Here is a 16,570-nt window from a genome sequence, read left to right as displayed (position 1 = left end):
CCAGTACCGAGCGCGCCTCCGACACCCCCCTGCGGGTCGTCCTCGCCGAGGACTCGGTGCTCCTGCGCGACGGCATCGTGCGCCTGCTGACCGCCACCGGCTTCGAGGTCGTCGACGCCTGCCCGGACGCGACGAGCTTCCTCACCGCCGTCCGCGAGCACCGGCCCGACCTCGTGGTCGTCGACGTGCGGATGCCCCCGACCTTCACCGCCGAGGGCCTCATGGCGGCGCTGGAGGTGCGCTCCGAGCTGCCCGACGTGGCCGTCGTCATGCTGAGCCAGTACGTCGAGGAGCGCTACGCCACCGAGCTGCTGGCCGGTCGCCCGCGCGGGGTGGGCTACCTGCTCAAGGACCGGGTCGCCGACACCAGCGACTTCGTCGCCGCCCTGCACACCGTGGCCGCCGGCGGCACCGCGCTCGACCCGGAGGTCGTCTCCCAGCTGATGTCCCGCGCCCGCAACATCGACCCGTTGGAGCGGCTCACCGCGCGCGAGCGCGACGTCATGCGGCTCATGGCGCAGGGCCGCACCAACAGCGCGATCAGCCGCGAGCTGTTCATCGGCGAGGGCGCGGTGGAGAAGAACGTCTCCTCGATCTTCGGCAAGCTCGACCTCCCGCCGACCGACGACGACCACCGCCGCGTGCTCGCCGTGCTCCAGTGGCTCGAGCACGGGGAGCACGCGGGATGACCGGGCAGCAGCCGGCCCGCACGTCGGCACGAGGGATCCGCACCAGCCGCGGCGGCTACACCGGCCTGCGGGTCGTGGGCGGCGTCGTCACCGCCGTGCTGGTCGGGGGCGCGACGGTCAGCTCGGTGCCGAGCATGCTCCGTCAGTCCGACACCGCTGCGCTGACCCTGCCGCACGGCCTAGACCGCGTGATCATCCAGTCGCCCCGCGGTGACGTCGACGTGCGGGAGGCGCGCGAGGGCGAGCAAGCCCGGGTCGAGGCCGACCTCCACTGGTCCCTCGCCAAGCCCGAGCTCGGCCTGCTCCGGGACTCCCCGGACGACGGGTCGGTCGTGGTGCAGGCTCCGTGCAGCGGCGGCAACCTGGGGCAGTGCGCGGCCGGCTTCTCGGTCACCATCCCGCCCGGCACCGACGTCGAGGTGACCGGCGGCTTCGGCGACATCGACGTCACCACCACCGGCGCCGTGTCGGCGAGCGGCACCGGCGGAGACATGACGATCAACGGCGAGCCGTCCCGGGTCGAGCTGGACTCCACGATGGGGGACGTCACGATCGAGGGCCTCGGCGAGCCGCCGGAGCTCGTCCGGGTGACCAGCACCATGGGCGATGTCACGGTGACCCTGCCCGGAGAGGTGTCCTACGCCGTGACCACGAGCACCGACATGGGCGCCGACCCCCGGGTCACGGTCGACCGCGCCAGCGACTCCCCCTACGTCGTGGACCTCGAGACGACGATGGGCAGCATCGAGGTCCTCACCCCGGAGTCGGCGAGCTCCGGCTGATCGGGCGGGATCGCCCGTACCCGGGTGCTCGGAAGCGCAACACGTGACGCATGGGGCTGTTGGGGCTGGCGCGGGGAGGCTAGGCTCAGCGTCGTCACCACCCTGCCCAGGGCTCACCGTCAACGGAGACCGTCATGAACTCACTCGTGCTCGCCCTCGTCGGGGTCGCGATGATCCTCGCGGGCTACTTCCTCTACTCACGCTTCCTGGCGAGCAAGATCTACGCCCTGGACGACTCGCGCGCCACCCCGGCGCACGAGCTCGAGGACGGGGTCGACTACGTCCCGACCAACAGGTACGTCCTGTGGGGCCACCACTTCACCTCGGTCGCGGGCGCGGCCCCGATCGTGGGCCCGGCGGTCGCGGTCATCTGGGGCTGGCTGCCTGCCTTCCTCTGGGTGACCATCGGTACCGTCTTCTTCGCCGGGATGCACGACCTCGGCGCGCTGTGGGCCTCGGTCCGCAACAAGGGCCAGTCGATCGGTGCGCTGTCCGGCCGCTACATCGGTGCGCGGGGCCGCAACCTCTTCCTCGTCGTCATCTTCCTGCTCCTGCTCATGGTCAACGCCGCCTTCGCGGTGGTCATCGCCAGGCTCCTCATCTCCACCCCCACCGCCGTCATCCCGACCTGGGGCGCGCTGCTGGTGGCCCTCCTCGTGGGCCAGGCGATCTACCGCCTGCGGTGGAGCCTGCCGGTCGTCTCCGTCGTCGGCGTGGTCGCGCTCTACACCCTCATCTGGATCGGCGACCAGGTCCCGCTGGCGCTCCCCGAGACGGTACTGGGGCTGCCCACCATGGCGGTGTGGATCATCCTGCTCTTCGTGTATGCCGGCATCGCCTCGATGCTGCCGGTGTGGGTCCTGCTCCAGCCGCGTGACTACATCAACGGCCTGCAGCTGTTCATCGCCCTGGGCATCCTCTACGGCTCGGTGCTGCTGGCCCGCCCCGGGATCGTGGCCCCGGCCGTCAACCAGGACGTGCCCGAGGGCACCCCGTCGCTGGTGCCGCTGCTCTTCGTCACCATCGCGTGCGGCGCGATCTCCGGCTTCCACGGCATGGTCAGCTCGGGCACCAGCTCCAAGCAGCTGGACAAGGAGAGTGACGCCCGTTTCGTCGGATACTTCGGTGCTGTCGGGGAGGGGCTGCTCGCGCTCGGCGCGATCATCGCCACCACGGCCGGCTTCCGGACGCTCGCCGACTGGGAGGGCGTCTACCAGGCCTTCAATGACGGCGGGGTCGCCGCCTTCGTCGAGGGTGGTGGCGCCATCGTCAACGCCGGGCTGGGCCTGCCCACCTCGCTCGCCGCGACGGTCATGGCGACCACCGCGATCCTCTTCGCCGCCACGACCATGGACACCGGGGTCCGGCTGCAGCGCTTCGTGGTGCAGGAGATCGGCGAGATCGCGGGGGTGCGCCTGGGCAAGCTGGTCGCCACCGTCATCGCCGTCGGCATCGCCTGGCGCTCACCTTCGGCGCCGGCGCCGACGGTTCGGGCGGCATGCTCATCTGGCCGCTCTTCGGCACGACCAACCAGCTCATGGCCGCGCTCACGCTGTCGATCATCGCCATCATGCTGCTGCGCCGGGGACGGACGCCGCTGCCCGCGCTGATCCCCCTCGCCTTCGTCGGGCTCATGACGATCTACGCGCTCTTCATCCAGCTCGGCACCTTCTGGGAGGCGCAGAACTGGTTGCTGCTCGGGCTCGACGTCGTCATCCTCGTGGCTGCCCTGTGGGTCCTCGTCGAGGCGATCGGCGCGATGCGCAAGGCCAAGGACTACCGCGGCGACGACGACGCGGAGCTCGCCGAGCTCTCCGCCGCCGAGGTCACCGGCCGGTCCGCGCCGGCGGACGACGCCCCCGAGCACCGTCGGGACTGAGGACGCCGAGGACGAGCAGGCATACCCTGGATCGATGAGCGACACCTCGGCCCCGGGTCGGCGGCTGCGCGCCGCAGCCGGGGTCGCGCGCGACATCCTCGTCGGCCCGTATGCCCGGACCTTCGCGCGGGCCCGGCGCGACGAGGACGACCTCTTCATGGTCATCGTCATGGCCGAGGCGCTCGGCGTCCCCAACCCGGCGAGCTACTACACCGTCGAGCTGCTGCCGGTCGTCTACGACCAGGTGCACGACTGGCACCGGCGGATGGGCCTGGACCGCAGCCCGCTGGAGCACGTCTCGTGCTGCTGAGGACGGACCCGCGGTGCTGAGCCGGCTGGCCGCGAGCCGCGAGGTTCTCTTCGTCGGTGGCAAGGGTGGTGTCGGCAAGACCGCCGTCGCCTCGGCGCTCGCTCTGGCGCTGGCCCGGGCGGGCCGTCAGGTGCTCCTGGTGTCCACCGACCCGGCGCACAACCTCGGCCACCTGTGGGAGCGTCGCGTCGGGGACGAGCCCACCGAGCTGGCGCCGCTGCTGCGCGGCCTCGAGATCGACCCGGCACGCACCACCGACGAGCACCTCGCGGCGGTCCGCTCGACGATGGAGCGACTCATGCCCGAGCACCTTCAGGGTGAGGTCCGACGTCACCTGGAGCTCGCCCGGGACGCGCCGGGCACGCACGAGGCCGCCGTGCTGGAGCGCATCGCCGAGGTGGTGGAGCAGCGCCACCCGGACGAGCTCGTGATCTTCGACACCGCCCCCTCGGGCCACACCTCCCGCCTCGTCGCGCTGCCCGAGCTCATGCAGGCGTGGACCGGCGGGCTGGTGCGTCGGCAGCAGCGCTCGGCCCGCTTCGGGGAGGCCCTGCGGGGCCTGCAGTCACGTGGGTCGCGCGACGTCGGCGACCGGGCTGCCGCGGACGTGGTGGGCAACTCGGCGCCGGTCGACCGACGGGGACGGCGTGACGCCGAGATCCGGCAGATCCTGGACCGCCGGCAGGGCCGGTTCACCGCGCTGCGCGCGCTGCTGCAGGACGACACCCGCAGCTCCTTCGTCATCGTGCTCGCGGCCGAGCGGCTGCCGGTCCTGGAGTCCGTGGACCTGCACGGGCAGCTCGCCCGCGCCGGTATGGCCGTCGGTGCCCTGGTCGTCAACAAGCGCTCCCCCGCCGACGCCGGTCCGCTGCTGGCCGATCGTCGTGAGGTGGAGCAGCGCTACGTCGACCAGGTGCGCTCGGAGCTGCCCGGCCTGCCCCTCGTCGAGGTGCCGCTGCTCCCGGGGGAGCTCGTCGGGGAGCAGGCGCTGCTGCGGGTCGCGCGGGACCTCGGCTAGATGCGAGAGGCCCCCGGCACGCGATGCGCGCCGGGGGCCTCGTCGATGGTCCGTCAGGCCAGGGGCCTCACGGGTAGACGACCTCCTCGAGGGTCTCCTGGATCCCGAGGCTGACCGCGCCGTAGCCGCCGACGATGTGCACGAGCTGGGCCCGCATCTGCGTCATCGCGTCCACCGTGTCACCGGGCAGGGCATCGGTCCGGGTGAGCAGCACCGCCATGTTGTTCATCGCCGCCACCGGGGCCGCCGCGAGGGCGTCCGGGAACTCCGCGCCGGCGCCAGGAAGGCGCCGGGCCCGGGGTCGGGAAGAACTCTGCCGCGACCGAGGCCGCGGTGCCGTAGCGGTTGGTGCCGCCGAGACGGACGACCTCACCGGCGCTGGCGCCAGCCGCCGTCGCGACCTCGTCGGACACCGCACCGTCGCCACCGATGACGTAGACCGTCTCCGGCGACAGGCGGGACAGCTCCGCGGACGTCGCGCTCGGCAGCAGGTCGGGGCGCGTCAGCAGCACCGCCGCGTCCTCCATGCCGGCCGCGGCGGCCGCCGCGAGCGCGTCCGGGTAGTCCTTGCCGCTGGCGAGGAAGACGATGTCGGCGTCCTCCGCGTGCGACTGACTGACCTGGACCGCGGTCTCGTAGCGGTTCGCCCCGGCGAGCCGCTCGGTGTCGGCATACTCGCCCAGCGCGCTCACCACGCCGTCCTCGACCGCGCCGTCGCCACCGAGGACGACGATGCTGTCCGGGTCGAGCTGCTGCAACGCCATCCGCGTCGCAGGGGGCAGCTCGTCCGGGCGTGTCAGCAGGACCGGCGCCTCGACCGAGCCTGCCAGGGCACCGCCGGCGAGCGCGTCAGGGAAGGCGCGACCGCTGGCGACGTAGACCGTCTCGGAGCCTGGGGGAAGGCCTCGACCGCCAGCTCGGAGGCGGTGGAGTACCGGTCCTGACCCAGCGTGCGCTCGACGCCCGGACGGTCCTCGTTGCCGTAGTCGGAGCCCTCGAAGGCGATCCCGAAGACGGGGCTGTCCCACGTCTCGGTCTGCGCCTCGCGGTCGTCGTTCCACGCCGAGGCCTTCGTGACCGTCAGCTCGAGGATGTAGTCGCCGTCCGGCACCCGGACCTTGGCGCCGTTCTCGTCGATCATCATGCCGTCCCACGGGTATGCCGTGAAGCCGTTCCGGCTGGCGGACCGGGCGAGGTAGTCGAGCTCGGCGACGGTGCCCAGGGACTCACCCTTGCTTCCGTCGTCCTCGGCCGCGAAGACCTCCCACTCCATGCGCCGCGCCTGGTGCTCGAAGTGCACGAGGAACTGCGGGGCGTCGTCCTGCTCCATGGAGAAGGTGTAGCCCTCGTCGACGAAGCCGTAGGTGCCACCGTCCTCGACGCACTGGTAGCCGAGGTAGAGGCCGCACTGGGCGATCGCGCCCAGGGCCGGCAGCTCCTGGGTGACGTTGCCCTCCGCGTCGACCATGTCGGCGAGCACCTCGGTCTCCTGCAGGTCGGCCGCGTGACCGCCGTAGGCGACCGAGTAGCTGTCGGCCTCCTCGCCCTCACCGGTGCTGAAGGTGACGTAGCCGCCGAAGATCGGACCCATCTCGCCGTCGATCGACGGCGACGTGATGGTCACGGGGACCTCCACGCTGGCGCCTGCGGGCACCACCACGCTCGGCGCGACGGCGACGTCGGACGGGGCCAGGTAGTAGCCGAAGTCGTTCGCCGTGCCGGAGGTCGCCACGGCCGGGGTGTGCTCCACCGCGTAGACCTGCTCGGCGTCGCTGGTGTTGGTCAGCGTCACCGTCTGGGTGCTGGTCTCGCCGGCGAGCTGCTGGCCCAGCTGGACCAGACCGGGCTCGATCGTCGCCTGGGCGAGGATCGAGTCGTCGACCTGGATCATGCCGGCGCCCTGCCGGTGCACGAGCTCCAGGCCGGCGGTCGGCGCGACGCTGAGCGGCAGCTGCAGAGAGCTGTTCTGCAGCTTGCGCTTGACCTCCTCGACGCCGAGGTCCGGGTCGGCCTCGAGCATGAGGGCAGCCGCCCCCGCGACGTGGGGGGACGCCATCGAGGTGCCGGACAGGGTGGCGTAGGGCTGGGCCTCCAGCGGGTAGGTGGAGTAGATCTGGCCACCCGGGGCGGACAGGTCCGGCTTGACGGTGGTGTCCGCCATCGTGCCGATGGAGCTGAACGAGCTGATGAGCCCACCGGTCGGGTTCGGCACCGAGGTCGAGCCCTCGGTCCAGGTGACGACGTGGCCCTCGGTCGCGAGAGCGTCGGCGGCCAGCCGCTCACCGTCGGCCTGGGTCACCATCACGACGGGGACCTCGATGTCTTCCTCACCGGCGAGGCTGGGGTTGATGCTGCCACCGACGTTGTTGTAGAGCATGACACCGGTCGCGCCGGCCTCCTGGCCGTTGAGCGCCTTCTCGTAGAAGCTGCAGCTGCCGCGCTGGATCATCACCCAGTTGCCCTCGATGACGGCCTGCTCCTCCGCGCTGAAGGGGTCGGTGCCGCAGGCCTGGGCCTCGGTCGTGCCGGGCGCGTGGACGGCCACGACGGTGTCCTCACCGGAGGTCGGCGGCTCGGGGGCCGGCGAGCCGACGGTGTAGGGGACCTCGTTGTCCTCCTCGTCGAGGAAGAAGTTGGCCTCGTAGGACGTGTTGTCCACCGAGCCGACACCGATGGTGTCCTCGCCGACGCCGGGGGCGCCGATCGAGTGCAGGCCGCTGGCACCGGAGTTGCCGATGGAGGCGACGACGACGACACCCTCGCGGGCGAGCGCGTCGGTGGCCTGGGCGGTCGGGTACTCCTTCCACGCGGAGAAGGCCGAGCCGATGGACAGGTTGACGACGTCCATCTCGTCGGTGAGCGTCTGCTCCATCGCGTGCAGCATGATGTCGGCGTCGGTCGAGCCGTCACAACCGAAGACGCGGTAGGCGCCCAGCGTCACACCGGGGGCGACACCGGTCACCTCGCCGTCGGCACCGGTGATGCCGGCGACGTGGGTGCCGTGGCCCTGGCAGTCGTCAGGGTCCGCATCCGGGAACGGCTTGGGCTGGTAGGCGTCGCCAGCGCCGGGGTCGGCGTTGTAGTCGTCGCCGACGAAGTCGTGACCGAAGGCGACCCGCTCAGTCGGGAAGGTGGTGCTCCCGGGGCTGCCGTTGCCGCCGAAGTCAGGGTGGTCGTAGTCGATGCCGGTGTCGATGATGCCGACCTTGACGCCAGTGCCGTCGTAGCCGAGCTCGCTCTGCACGATGTCGGCGCCGGTCATCGAGATGGCGGTGAACAGCTCGGGGTCGATCTGGGTGTCCTCCGGCCGCTCGGGGGCGTCGATGACCCCGACCGGAAAGATCGCCTCGACCGCGTCGGAGGCGGCCAGATCGAGCAGCGACTCCTCGTCGGCCTTGACCGACAGGCCGTTCCACAGGGTGCCGAACTCCGAGCGCACCTCCAGCTCCACGCCGGTGGCGTCCACGTCCGCGAGGAAGCGGTCGCGCTGGGACTCGATCGAGGCCAGCGAACCGCCGGCGCTCGTGCTGGGTCCAGCGAGCTGGACGAAGTAGGAGTCGGGCACCAGCTCTGCGCCGGTGACTCCGTCGTCCTGGATCTTGCTCTCCGGCGCCGGGGAACCCGGTGCGACGAATGCGTCGTCGTCCGCCGCCGCCGACAGCGGCGCCAGCACGGCACCGGTCAGCGACAGGACGGCGATCGCGGAGAGAGCGCGGCGGGGAGATCCCCCAGGCCTGGCACTGCTCACGAATGATCTCCTTCGATGATTTCGGCCGCACGGGGCACGTGGGCCGCCTTCGACCCTACGGGCCGCCCCGCCGCGCGCGCCCGGGTCGACGTCACGATCGGATCACGATCGGGTCACGGAGTCGGGTTACCCGACCCCACGTAAACTGCGCTTGACCTGCGCTGACGTTCTTTACCATGGCTCGTGACGCCTCGGCGGGAGGATCACGCCGCGCCAGGGTGCACAATCAGGTGGTGCTCCTTCGACTCCTGCGACGACAGCTGCGTCCCTACGCTCGGCTAGTCGTCGCCGTCCTGCTCCTGCAGCTCGTCGCCACGGCGGCCAGCCTCTACCTGCCGAGCCTCAACGCCGCCATCATCGACCAGGGGATCGTGCAGACGGACCTGCCCTACATCTGGCGCGTCGGAGCCTCATGCTCGGCGTCAGCGCGGTCCAGGCCGTGGCCCAGATCGGGGCCACGTGGGCCGCCGCCCGGACCGCCATGGGTGTCGGTCGGGACGTCCGGGCCGGGCTGGTCGAGCACGTCCTGGGCTTCTCCTCCCGCGAGCTCGGCGAGTTCGGGGCCCCGTCACTCATCACCCGGAGCACCAACGACGTGCAGCAGGTGCAGCAGGTGACCTTCATGACCCTGGTCATGCTCGTGGCAGCGCCGATCACCGCCGTCGGTGGGGTGGTCATGGCGATCCGGCAGGACGTCGGCCTGTCCCCGCTCATCGCCGTGGCGGTCGCGATCCTGCTCCTCGGCATGGGCCTGGTCATCGCCCGGATGGTGCCGCTGTTCCGCGCCAACCAACGTCAGCTCGACGCGGTGAACCGGGTGATGCGCGAGCAGATCACCGGTATACGCGTGATCCGCGCCTTCACCCGGGAGCCGCAGGAGCGGGACCGTTTCGCCCGCACCAACGCCGAGCTGACGGGCATCGGGCTGCAGCTGGGCGACCTCATGGCGCTGATGTTCCCCTTCGTCATGCTGGTGATGAACCTGTCCAGCGTCGGCGTGATCTGGTTCGGCGCCCAGCGGGTGGAGGCCGGCGCCATGGAGGTGGGGGCACTGACCGCCTACATCAGCTATCTCATCCAGATCCTCATGTCCATCATGATGGCGACGATGGTCGCGACGATGATCCCGCGCGCCACCGTGTCGGCCGAGCGCATCGAGGCCGTGCTCGGCACCGCCACCAGCCTGGTCTCCCCGACCGAGCCGCGCAGCCCCGGCGGCGGGGTCCGCGGCGAGGTCACGCTGCGGGACGTCAGCTACTCCTACCCGGGTGCGGAGGCGCCGGTGCTGTGCGACATCGACCTCGTCGCCCGTCCCGGCACCACCACGGCGATCGTGGGAGCGACCGGCTCGGGCAAGACGACGCTGCTGCGGCTCGTGCCGCGGCTCGCGGACGTCAGCGGCGGCGTCGTCCTCATCGACGGCATCGACGTCCGGGACCTGGCGCCCGAGGAGCTGTGGTCGATGGTCGGGCTCGTCCCGCAGCGGCCCTACCTCTTCTCCGGCACCGTGGCCAGCAACCTGCGCTTCGGTCGGCCCGAGGCCACCGACGCCGAGCTGTGGGACGCCCTCCGGGTGGCCCAGGCCGACGACTTCGTCGCGGCGACCGAGCTGGGGCTGGACCACCCCATCGCCCAAGGAGGCGGCAACGTCTCCGGCGGGCAGCGGCAGCGGCTCTGCATCGCCCGGGCGCTCGTCGCCAGGCCCCGTGTCTACCTCTTCGACGACTCCTTCTCGGCCCTGGACGTCGCGACCGACGCCAGGTTGCGGCAGGCGCTGCGACCGTGGACCCGCGAGGCGACGGTCGTCGTCGTGGCCCAGCGCGTCTCGACGATCGTCGACGCCGACCAGATCGTCGTGCTCGACCAGGGTCGGATCGTCGGCGTGGGCACACATACCGAGCTCCTCGGGAGCTGCTCGACCTACGCGGAGATCGCCCGCTCGCAGGAGCAGGGAGCGGCCGCATGACCGCGCGCTCCGCCGACCGCGGCAGCGCCCCCGCGCCGCGTCGTGGCCCTGGTGGCCCGCACGGGGCGGCCGTGCCCGTCGAGCGTGCCAGCGACTTCGCCGCGTCAGCCCGACGGCTGGCGGGCCGGCTCGCGCCCTACCGCGTGCTCATCGGGCTGTCCGTCCTGCTCACGCTCGTCGCCGTCGTCCTCAGCGTCCTGGGGCCGCGCGTGCTCGGACGGGCGACCGACTACGTCTTCGCCGGCTTCCTCGGCGCCCGGCTCCCGGCCGGGGCGGACGTGGCGGAGGTGGTGGCCGGGCTGCGTGCCGACGGGCAGGACACCCGGGCGGACCTGGTCGAGGGGACGCCGTTCCTCGTGCCGGGGCAGGGCATCGACTTCGGCGCGGTGGGTCGCACGGTCGCGGTGGTGGTCGCGCTCTACCTCACCTCCGCCCTCCTCATGTGGATCTCGACCCGGTTGGTCAACCGGATCTCGATGCGGACCGTGCGGGATCTGCGCGCCGACGCCGAGGAGCAGCTGCACGAGCTCCCCCTGGCCTACTTCGACGCGCAGCCCCGGGGCGAGATCCTCTCCCGCGTCACCAACGACCTGGACAACCTCCAGCAGACGCTGCAGCAGACCTTCGGGCAGCTGCTCAACGCCCTGGTGACGGTGGTGGCCATCCTCGCCATGATGCTGTGGGTCTCCCCGACGCTCACCCTCATCGCGGTCCTGACGATCCCGCTGTCGGTCGTGGTCACCGTCCTGATCGCCCGGCAGAGCCAGAAGCTGTTCAAGGCCCAGTGGGCGCACACCGGCACGCTCAACGGGCAGATCGAGGAGGCGTTCACCGGGCACGAGCTGGTGACGGTCTTCGGTCGACGCGAGCAGGTCACCGGCCGGGCGCGGGAGATCAACGACCAGCTCTACGACGTGACCTGGCGGGCGCAGTTCATGAGCGGCGTGATCATGCCGGCCATGTTCCTCATCGGCAACCTCGGCTACGTCCTGGTGGCCGTCGTCGGTGCGCTCCGGGTCACCTCGGGGACCCTCTCGCTCGGCAGCGTGCAGGCCTTCATCCAGTACTCCCGCCAGTTCACCCAGCCGGTGACCCAGGTGGCCTCGATGGCCAACCTGCTCCAGTCCGGCGTGGCCTCGGCGGAGCGCACCTTCGAGCTCCTCGACGCGCAGCGACAGGTGCCCGAGACCCCCGACCCGGCATCCCCTCCGCAGGACCGCGGTGGGCGCATCGCCTTCGAGGACGTGAGCTTCTCCTACGGGTCGGAGCCGCTCATCGAGGACCTGTCGCTCGTCGCCGAGCCGGGGCAGACCGTGGCCATCGTGGGACCCACCGGCGCGGGCAAGACCACGCTGGTCAACCTGGTGCTGCGCTTCTACGAGCTGGACGCCGGACGCATCACCCTCGACGGGCAGGACATCACGACCATGACGCGGGCCGACCTGCGCTCCCGGGTCGGGATGGTCCTCCAGGACACCTGGCTCTTCGAGGGCAGCATCCGCGACAACATCGCCTACGGCCGACCGGGGGCGAAGGAGGAAGAGATCCGCGCGGCTGCCGAGGCGGCCTTCGTCGACCGCTTCGTGCAGCACCTGCCCGACGGTTACGACACCGTGCTCAACGACGACGCCGCAGCCGTGTCGGTCGGCGAGAAGCAGCTCATCACCATCGCGCGGGCCGTCCTCTCCCAGCCCTCGCTGCTCATCCTCGACGAGGCCACCAGCTCGGTCGACACCCGCACCGAGCTGCTCATCCAGGAGGCCATGGCGCGGCTACGAGCGCGCCGCACCAGCTTCGTCATCGCGCACCGGCTCTCGACGATCCGTGACGCCGACCTCATCCTCGTGATGGAGTCGGGCCAGATCGTGGAGCAGGGCACCCATGAGGAGCTGGTGGACGCGGGCGGGCCCTACGCCCGGCTGCACGCGGCCCAGTTCAGCGGGGCCGCGGTGGCGGGTGAGGACCTGGACGTCAGCCCTGCGAGCCCATGAGCTCCTCGATCGGGACCGCGTCCTGCGGGGCCTCGACCTGCGGCGCGTCGTTCCAGTCGCGGATGTTCATCTCGAGGTCGTCGCCGGCTTCGGCGCCCTCGGCGATGACGACGCGGAGCAGGTTGTCCTCCCCGTCGGCGGACACCCAGATCTCGGCCTCGTCGTTCTCGACGACGTAGTGGTAGGCCTCCATCCCGTCGACCTCGCCCATCTCGGCGGTCGAGGTCTGCAGGTCGTTGGCGTCCGTCGGGACCTCCCCGAAGAACTCCTCCCACAGGGTCGACAGCGAGAAGCTGTCACCGATTCCCATCTCCGGCGGTGCCTCGATCCACTGCCCGGCCAGGGTGCCCGCCTGGGCCTCACCACCGGCCATCGTCCAGAAGGACTCGTCACCGTTGAGGTAGTAGGTCTCCTCCACGGCGATGATCGACACCTCGCCGCCGTCGATGGTGGCCTCCACCTGGAAGTTGGAGTCGTCGAGCTGCCCGGTGAGGGTGGCGTCGATCGTCATCTCCCCGTCGGAGCCCGCGATGGTCGTCGTCATCGACTCGGCCGAGTTGGCGTTGTCGATGACGGTCGGCCACAGCTCCTCCAGCGGCGGCACGCCGGAGGCCTCGCCGCCGGACTCCTCGCTCGTCTCCTCCTGCGAGCTCTCCTGCGTCGTCTCCTCGGTGGCGGACTCCTCCTCCGAGGACCCGGTCTCCTGCGCGCTGCTCTCCTGCGCCGACTCCGTCTCGGTGGCGGCCGGCTCGTCCCCACCACCGCAGGCGGTCAGGCCGCCGACCAGGAGGCCGGAGAGCGCGAGCGTGGTGATGTGGCGGTGCCTGGACATGATGGTGCTCCCTCTCGTCGATGATCCGTGCCCTTGCCCCACTCGGCCGTGACCCGGCGGACGGACCCCTCGTGCTCGTCCGTGGCGCACCGCCACCCTACAGGGATCGACCGGCGGCCCCGGGCCCTCGCGCCTCACATCGCCCGGGCCAGGCTCCGTCGGAGCAGGAGCGTGGCCAGGCTGAGCACGAGCAGGGCCATGGCGACCAGGACGCCCAGCTCGAGGAGGACGTCCGGCACGGCCGCCCCGCGCCGCTGGATGTCGGCGAGCGCGTCGTAGGCCCACGCGTGCGGGGTGAGGTGCGCCAGCGCGCGCAACCGGTCGGGGTAGAGCTCGAGGGGCACCATGCACCCACCGATCGCGCCGATCACCAGCCCGGCACCGACCGACAGCCCGCTGGCCGCACCCTCGGAGTCGACCAGGACGCCGATGACGAGGGCCACCCCCGCGGCGACCACGGCGAAGACGAGCATGACCAGCAGGGCGGACCAGAGGTGTCCCCAGTCCACGCCGAAGAGGAGCGAGCTGGCGACCATGATGTAGCCGCCCTGCGTCAGCGCGATCGCCACCCGCCCGAGGGCCAGGCCGGCGACCACCTCCGTCCCGGTCAGCGGAGCACTCATCGTGCGGCGGACGACGCCGTCACGTCGCGCCTTGATGAGGGTGGCCGACGCGCTGAGCGTGCTGAGGAAGACGAAGAGCAGCAGCTGTCCCGCCGCCCCGGTGCCGAAGCGTCCCGCTCCGGCGAACTCCTGGGCCAGCGGGTCCTCCGGCTCCTGCACCAGCAGCCGTGGCGCCGGCATTGCCTGGGTCGCGACCCGCAGCGCCTCCTGCGCCGCGTCGCGCTCGGCGACCCGGGAGACGAGGGCGACCTGGGCCGCCTCGACCGCCACCGTCTCCGCCTGGGTGCGCACCACCTCGGCGACGGCCGGGGCCGCGGACGACGTGCCCTGCACGATCTCCAGGGACATCGGCTCTCCCCGGTCGTAGGCCTCGGCCGCCGCGGCCGGGACGAGCACCCCGACCTCGACGTCACCGGCCGCCACCTGCTGCCGCAGCTGCGCGCCGTCGTCCAGCAGCGTGACCTCGAGGTCGGCCTCCTCCCACCGGTCGACCAGGGCCGCGCGGGCGGGGGTGTCCCCGGCGTGCACCGCGACCGCCCCGCCACGGCTCTCGCCGCCGAACTGCCACCCGATGACGGCCACCATCGCGAGCGGGAAGATGAAGACGAAGAAGAGGTTGGAGCGGTCGGCGAAGAACCGCCGGAGCTCGACGGCCGCGATCGTGAGCACCCTCATGCCAGCTCCCTCCGTCCGGGCAGGACCCGCGCGAGCAGCAGCATCACCGCGGTGAACACGAGCAGCGTGAGCAGGGTGGGCCCGAGCGCCGTCACCCCACCGCCACCGGCCGTGATCCCCAGACCCCGCCCCAGCGCGGCCACCGGGTTGACCTGGAGCAGCTGCCCGAGGGTGCCGGTCGAGGGCACCCGGAAGAAGGCGCCACCGCTCATCCCCAGCGTGATCGCGACGATGGTCTGCGCGATCCCGGCCTGCTCCGCGGTGCGGGCGACCCGGACCACGACGAAGCTGATCGAGGTGGCGGCGGCCACCACCGCCGCCACGAGCACGGCCACGACGGGCGGTGAGCCGAGGTCCACATCGTCGAGGAGCAGCGACCCGGCCGTGAGGAGGGCGAGCGTGGCGACCACCCCGAGCACCCAGCTCGACAACCCCTTGGAGAGCGGCACCCACCAGCGGGGTATCGGCGTCGAGAGGACACGCGCCAGCGTCCCCCACTCCCGCTCCACGACGATCCCGAGCACGCCGAAGCCGACGGTGAAGAGCAGGAAGAAGCCGGCCTGCCCCGCCACGATCGAGCCTCCCGGGCTGAGCTGCTCGTCGGCCGTGCGGCCGGGGGTCCAGACCACCGCGGGACCGCTCGTGCCCCGCAGCTCGGCCGCCAGACGCTCCGGGTCGACCCCGAGCTCGTCCGCGGCCCGCGCCGACCGGGCGGTGGCGGTGAGCTGGTCCAGCACCCCGTCGACGACGCTGGTGACGACGTCTGCCTCGAGGCCGGCGCCCGACGGCCGGTGCACCACCACCTCCGGCGCCCGACCCTCCCGGAGGGACCGGCCGAAGCCGTCCGGCAGGACGACGGCCGCACCCGCCTGCCCGTCGGCCACGAGCTCGGTGGCCTCCTCGGGGCCGACGTCACGCACCGTCACCTCCAGCTGCTCGGGGTCGATCCCCTCCAGCGTCCTCGGGACGACCGCGGCCAGGTCGTCACCGGCGGGCGCGCTGACCGCCACCGTGACGGGGTCGAGGTCGTCGGCGAGCGGGGTGAAGATCAGGGAGAACACCCACATGAGGGCCAGCGGGACCGCCAGACCGAAGATGAAGAAGGACTTGTCGAGCACCTGCTGCCGCAGGTCGCTCGCGACCATGACGAGGAGTCGGCGCATGGTCAGTCCCGCAGGGCCTTGCCGGTGAGGTGGAGGAAGACCGACTCGAGGTCGGGACGGGTGATCTCGACGTCGGACAGCGTCATCCCCGCCTCGCTCCCCGCGGCCACGATGTCGCTGATCGACCCCGGCTCCCGCCGCACCACGAGACGCAGCGCGGTGGGGCTCTCGTGCACCTGGTCGACGACGGGCAGCGAGGCGAGCGCGAGCGCGGCCTCCCCGAGCTGCCCGCTCCCGGTCAAGATCACCGTGTCGGTTCCGCCGACCAGGTCGACCAGCTCCTGCCGCGTGCCCTCGGCCCGCACCGCACCGTCGTCGACGATCGCGATCCGGTCGCAGAGCCGCTCTGCCTCCTCCATGTAGTGCGTCGTGTACAGGACTGCCATCCCCGCGGTGGACAGCTGCTCCACGGAGGTGAGGATCGCGTGCCGCGACTGCGGGTCGACGCCCACGGTCGGCTCGTCCAGCACGAGCAGCGCCGGCTCGTGCAGGAGCCCGACGGCGATGTTGAGCCGGCGCTTCATGCCCCCGGAGAAGGTTTTGCTCGGCCCCCGCGAGCGGTCGCCGAGACCCACCACCTCCAGGACGTGGGCCACACGCTCCTTGAGGCGGGCGCCGGACAACCCCTGGAGCCGACCGAAGTAGAGCAGGTTGTCGCGCGCGGACAGCTCGGGATAGATCGCCAGGTCCTGGGGCACCAACCCGATGCTCCGCTTGGCCCGGATGGGGTGCCCGCCCATGCTCACGCCGGCCACCTCGACCGAACCCGCGTCCGGGACGAGGAGCCCGACGATCATCGAGATGGTGGTCGTCTTGCCGGCGCCGTTCGGGCCGAGCAGCCCCAAGGTCTCACCGGGCCTGATGTCGAGGCTGATGTCGTCGACCGCGACGTGC

At 71.8% G+C, this 16,570-nt stretch carries 9 protein-coding genes and 5 pseudogenes; 7 read left to right on the top strand and 7 right to left on the bottom strand.

Features of this window, described 5'->3' with window-relative positions; all coding sequences use genetic code 11:
- Positions 1-29 precede the first annotated feature (29 nt).
- From BJF86_RS13500 to BJF86_RS13480, 5 genes and pseudogenes are all read left to right on the top strand, one after another.
- Complete coding sequence (locus tag BJF86_RS13500; protein WP_075819907.1) at positions 30-689, top strand: response regulator transcription factor; 660 nt, start codon at positions 30-32, stop codon at positions 687-689.
- Positions 686-1,471, top strand: a complete 786-nt coding sequence (locus BJF86_RS13495) for a DUF4097 family beta strand repeat-containing protein (protein ID WP_075819704.1) — start codon at positions 686-688, stop codon at positions 1,469-1,471. The genes BJF86_RS13500 and BJF86_RS13495 overlap by 4 nt, the downstream gene beginning before the upstream one ends.
- 134 nt (positions 1,472-1,605) lie before the next feature.
- A pseudogene (locus tag BJF86_RS13490) lies at positions 1,606-3,350 on the top strand (carbon starvation protein A).
- 34 nt (positions 3,351-3,384) lie between these two features.
- Entirely contained in the window at positions 3,385-3,660 is a 276-nt protein-coding gene (locus BJF86_RS13485) for a cory-CC-star protein (RefSeq protein WP_075819702.1), read from the top strand.
- A 13-nt stretch (positions 3,661-3,673) separates the two neighbouring features.
- Positions 3,674-4,678 (top strand): ArsA family ATPase, encoded by a 1,005-nt coding sequence (locus BJF86_RS13480; protein ID WP_075819700.1) that lies wholly within the window; start codon positions 3,674-3,676, stop codon positions 4,676-4,678.
- Between the two features lie 166 nt (positions 4,679-4,844).
- On the opposite strand, the pseudogene BJF86_RS19870 reads toward BJF86_RS13480, so the two are convergent.
- From BJF86_RS19870 to BJF86_RS19610, 3 genes and pseudogenes are all read right to left on the bottom strand, one after another.
- A pseudogene (locus BJF86_RS19870) lies at positions 4,845-4,898 on the bottom strand (hypothetical protein); the annotation flags it as partial.
- Between the two features lie 343 nt (positions 4,899-5,241).
- Positions 5,242-5,508, bottom strand: a pseudogene (locus BJF86_RS19865) (cell wall-binding repeat-containing protein); the annotation flags it as partial.
- Positions 5,475-8,426 (bottom strand): S8 family serine peptidase, encoded by a 2,952-nt coding sequence (locus tag BJF86_RS19610; protein ID WP_143553847.1) that lies wholly within the window; start codon positions 8,424-8,426, stop codon positions 5,475-5,477. The pseudogene BJF86_RS19865 and the gene BJF86_RS19610, both read right to left, overlap by 34 nt.
- A gap of 233 nt (positions 8,427-8,659) precedes the next feature.
- Between BJF86_RS19610 and BJF86_RS13460 the strand changes: the two are divergent.
- Together BJF86_RS13460 and BJF86_RS13455 are read left to right on the top strand one after the other, a co-directional pair.
- A pseudogene (locus BJF86_RS13460) lies at positions 8,660-10,392 on the top strand (ABC transporter ATP-binding protein).
- Entirely contained in the window at positions 10,389-12,383 is a 1,995-nt protein-coding gene (locus BJF86_RS13455; protein WP_075819692.1) for an ABC transporter ATP-binding protein, read from the top strand. Before BJF86_RS13460 ends, BJF86_RS13455 begins: the two are co-directional and overlap by 4 nt.
- Here BJF86_RS13455 and BJF86_RS13450 read toward each other — a convergent pair.
- The 4 genes and pseudogenes from BJF86_RS13450 to BJF86_RS13435 form a co-directional block, all read right to left on the bottom strand.
- Entirely contained in the window at positions 12,364-13,215 is an 852-nt protein-coding gene (locus BJF86_RS13450; RefSeq protein WP_075819690.1) for a hypothetical protein, read from the bottom strand. The two genes, BJF86_RS13455 and BJF86_RS13450, sit on opposite strands and share 20 nt — an antisense overlap.
- A 134-nt stretch (positions 13,216-13,349) precedes the next feature.
- Positions 13,350-14,513, bottom strand: a complete 1,164-nt coding sequence (locus BJF86_RS13445; protein WP_075819688.1) for an ABC transporter permease — start codon at positions 14,511-14,513, stop codon at positions 13,350-13,352.
- Positions 14,510-15,676, bottom strand: coding sequence for an ABC transporter permease (locus BJF86_RS13440; RefSeq protein WP_083653101.1), 1,167 nt, complete (start codon positions 15,674-15,676; stop codon positions 14,510-14,512). The genes BJF86_RS13445 and BJF86_RS13440 overlap by 4 nt, the downstream gene beginning before the upstream one ends.
- A gap of 2 nt (positions 15,677-15,678) precedes the next feature.
- Positions 15,679-16,566 (bottom strand): annotated as a pseudogene (locus tag BJF86_RS13435) (ABC transporter ATP-binding protein); the annotation flags it as partial.
- Positions 16,567-16,570 lie beyond the last annotated feature (4 nt).

The sequence above is a fragment of the Serinicoccus sp. CNJ-927 genome, from assembly GCF_001942435.1.
Classification (GTDB): Bacteria; Actinomycetota; Actinomycetes; order Actinomycetales; family Dermatophilaceae; genus Ornithinicoccus; species Ornithinicoccus marinus.
Note: the sequence above shows the minus strand (reverse complement) of the source record. Positions and strands in the feature narration are given on the sequence as shown.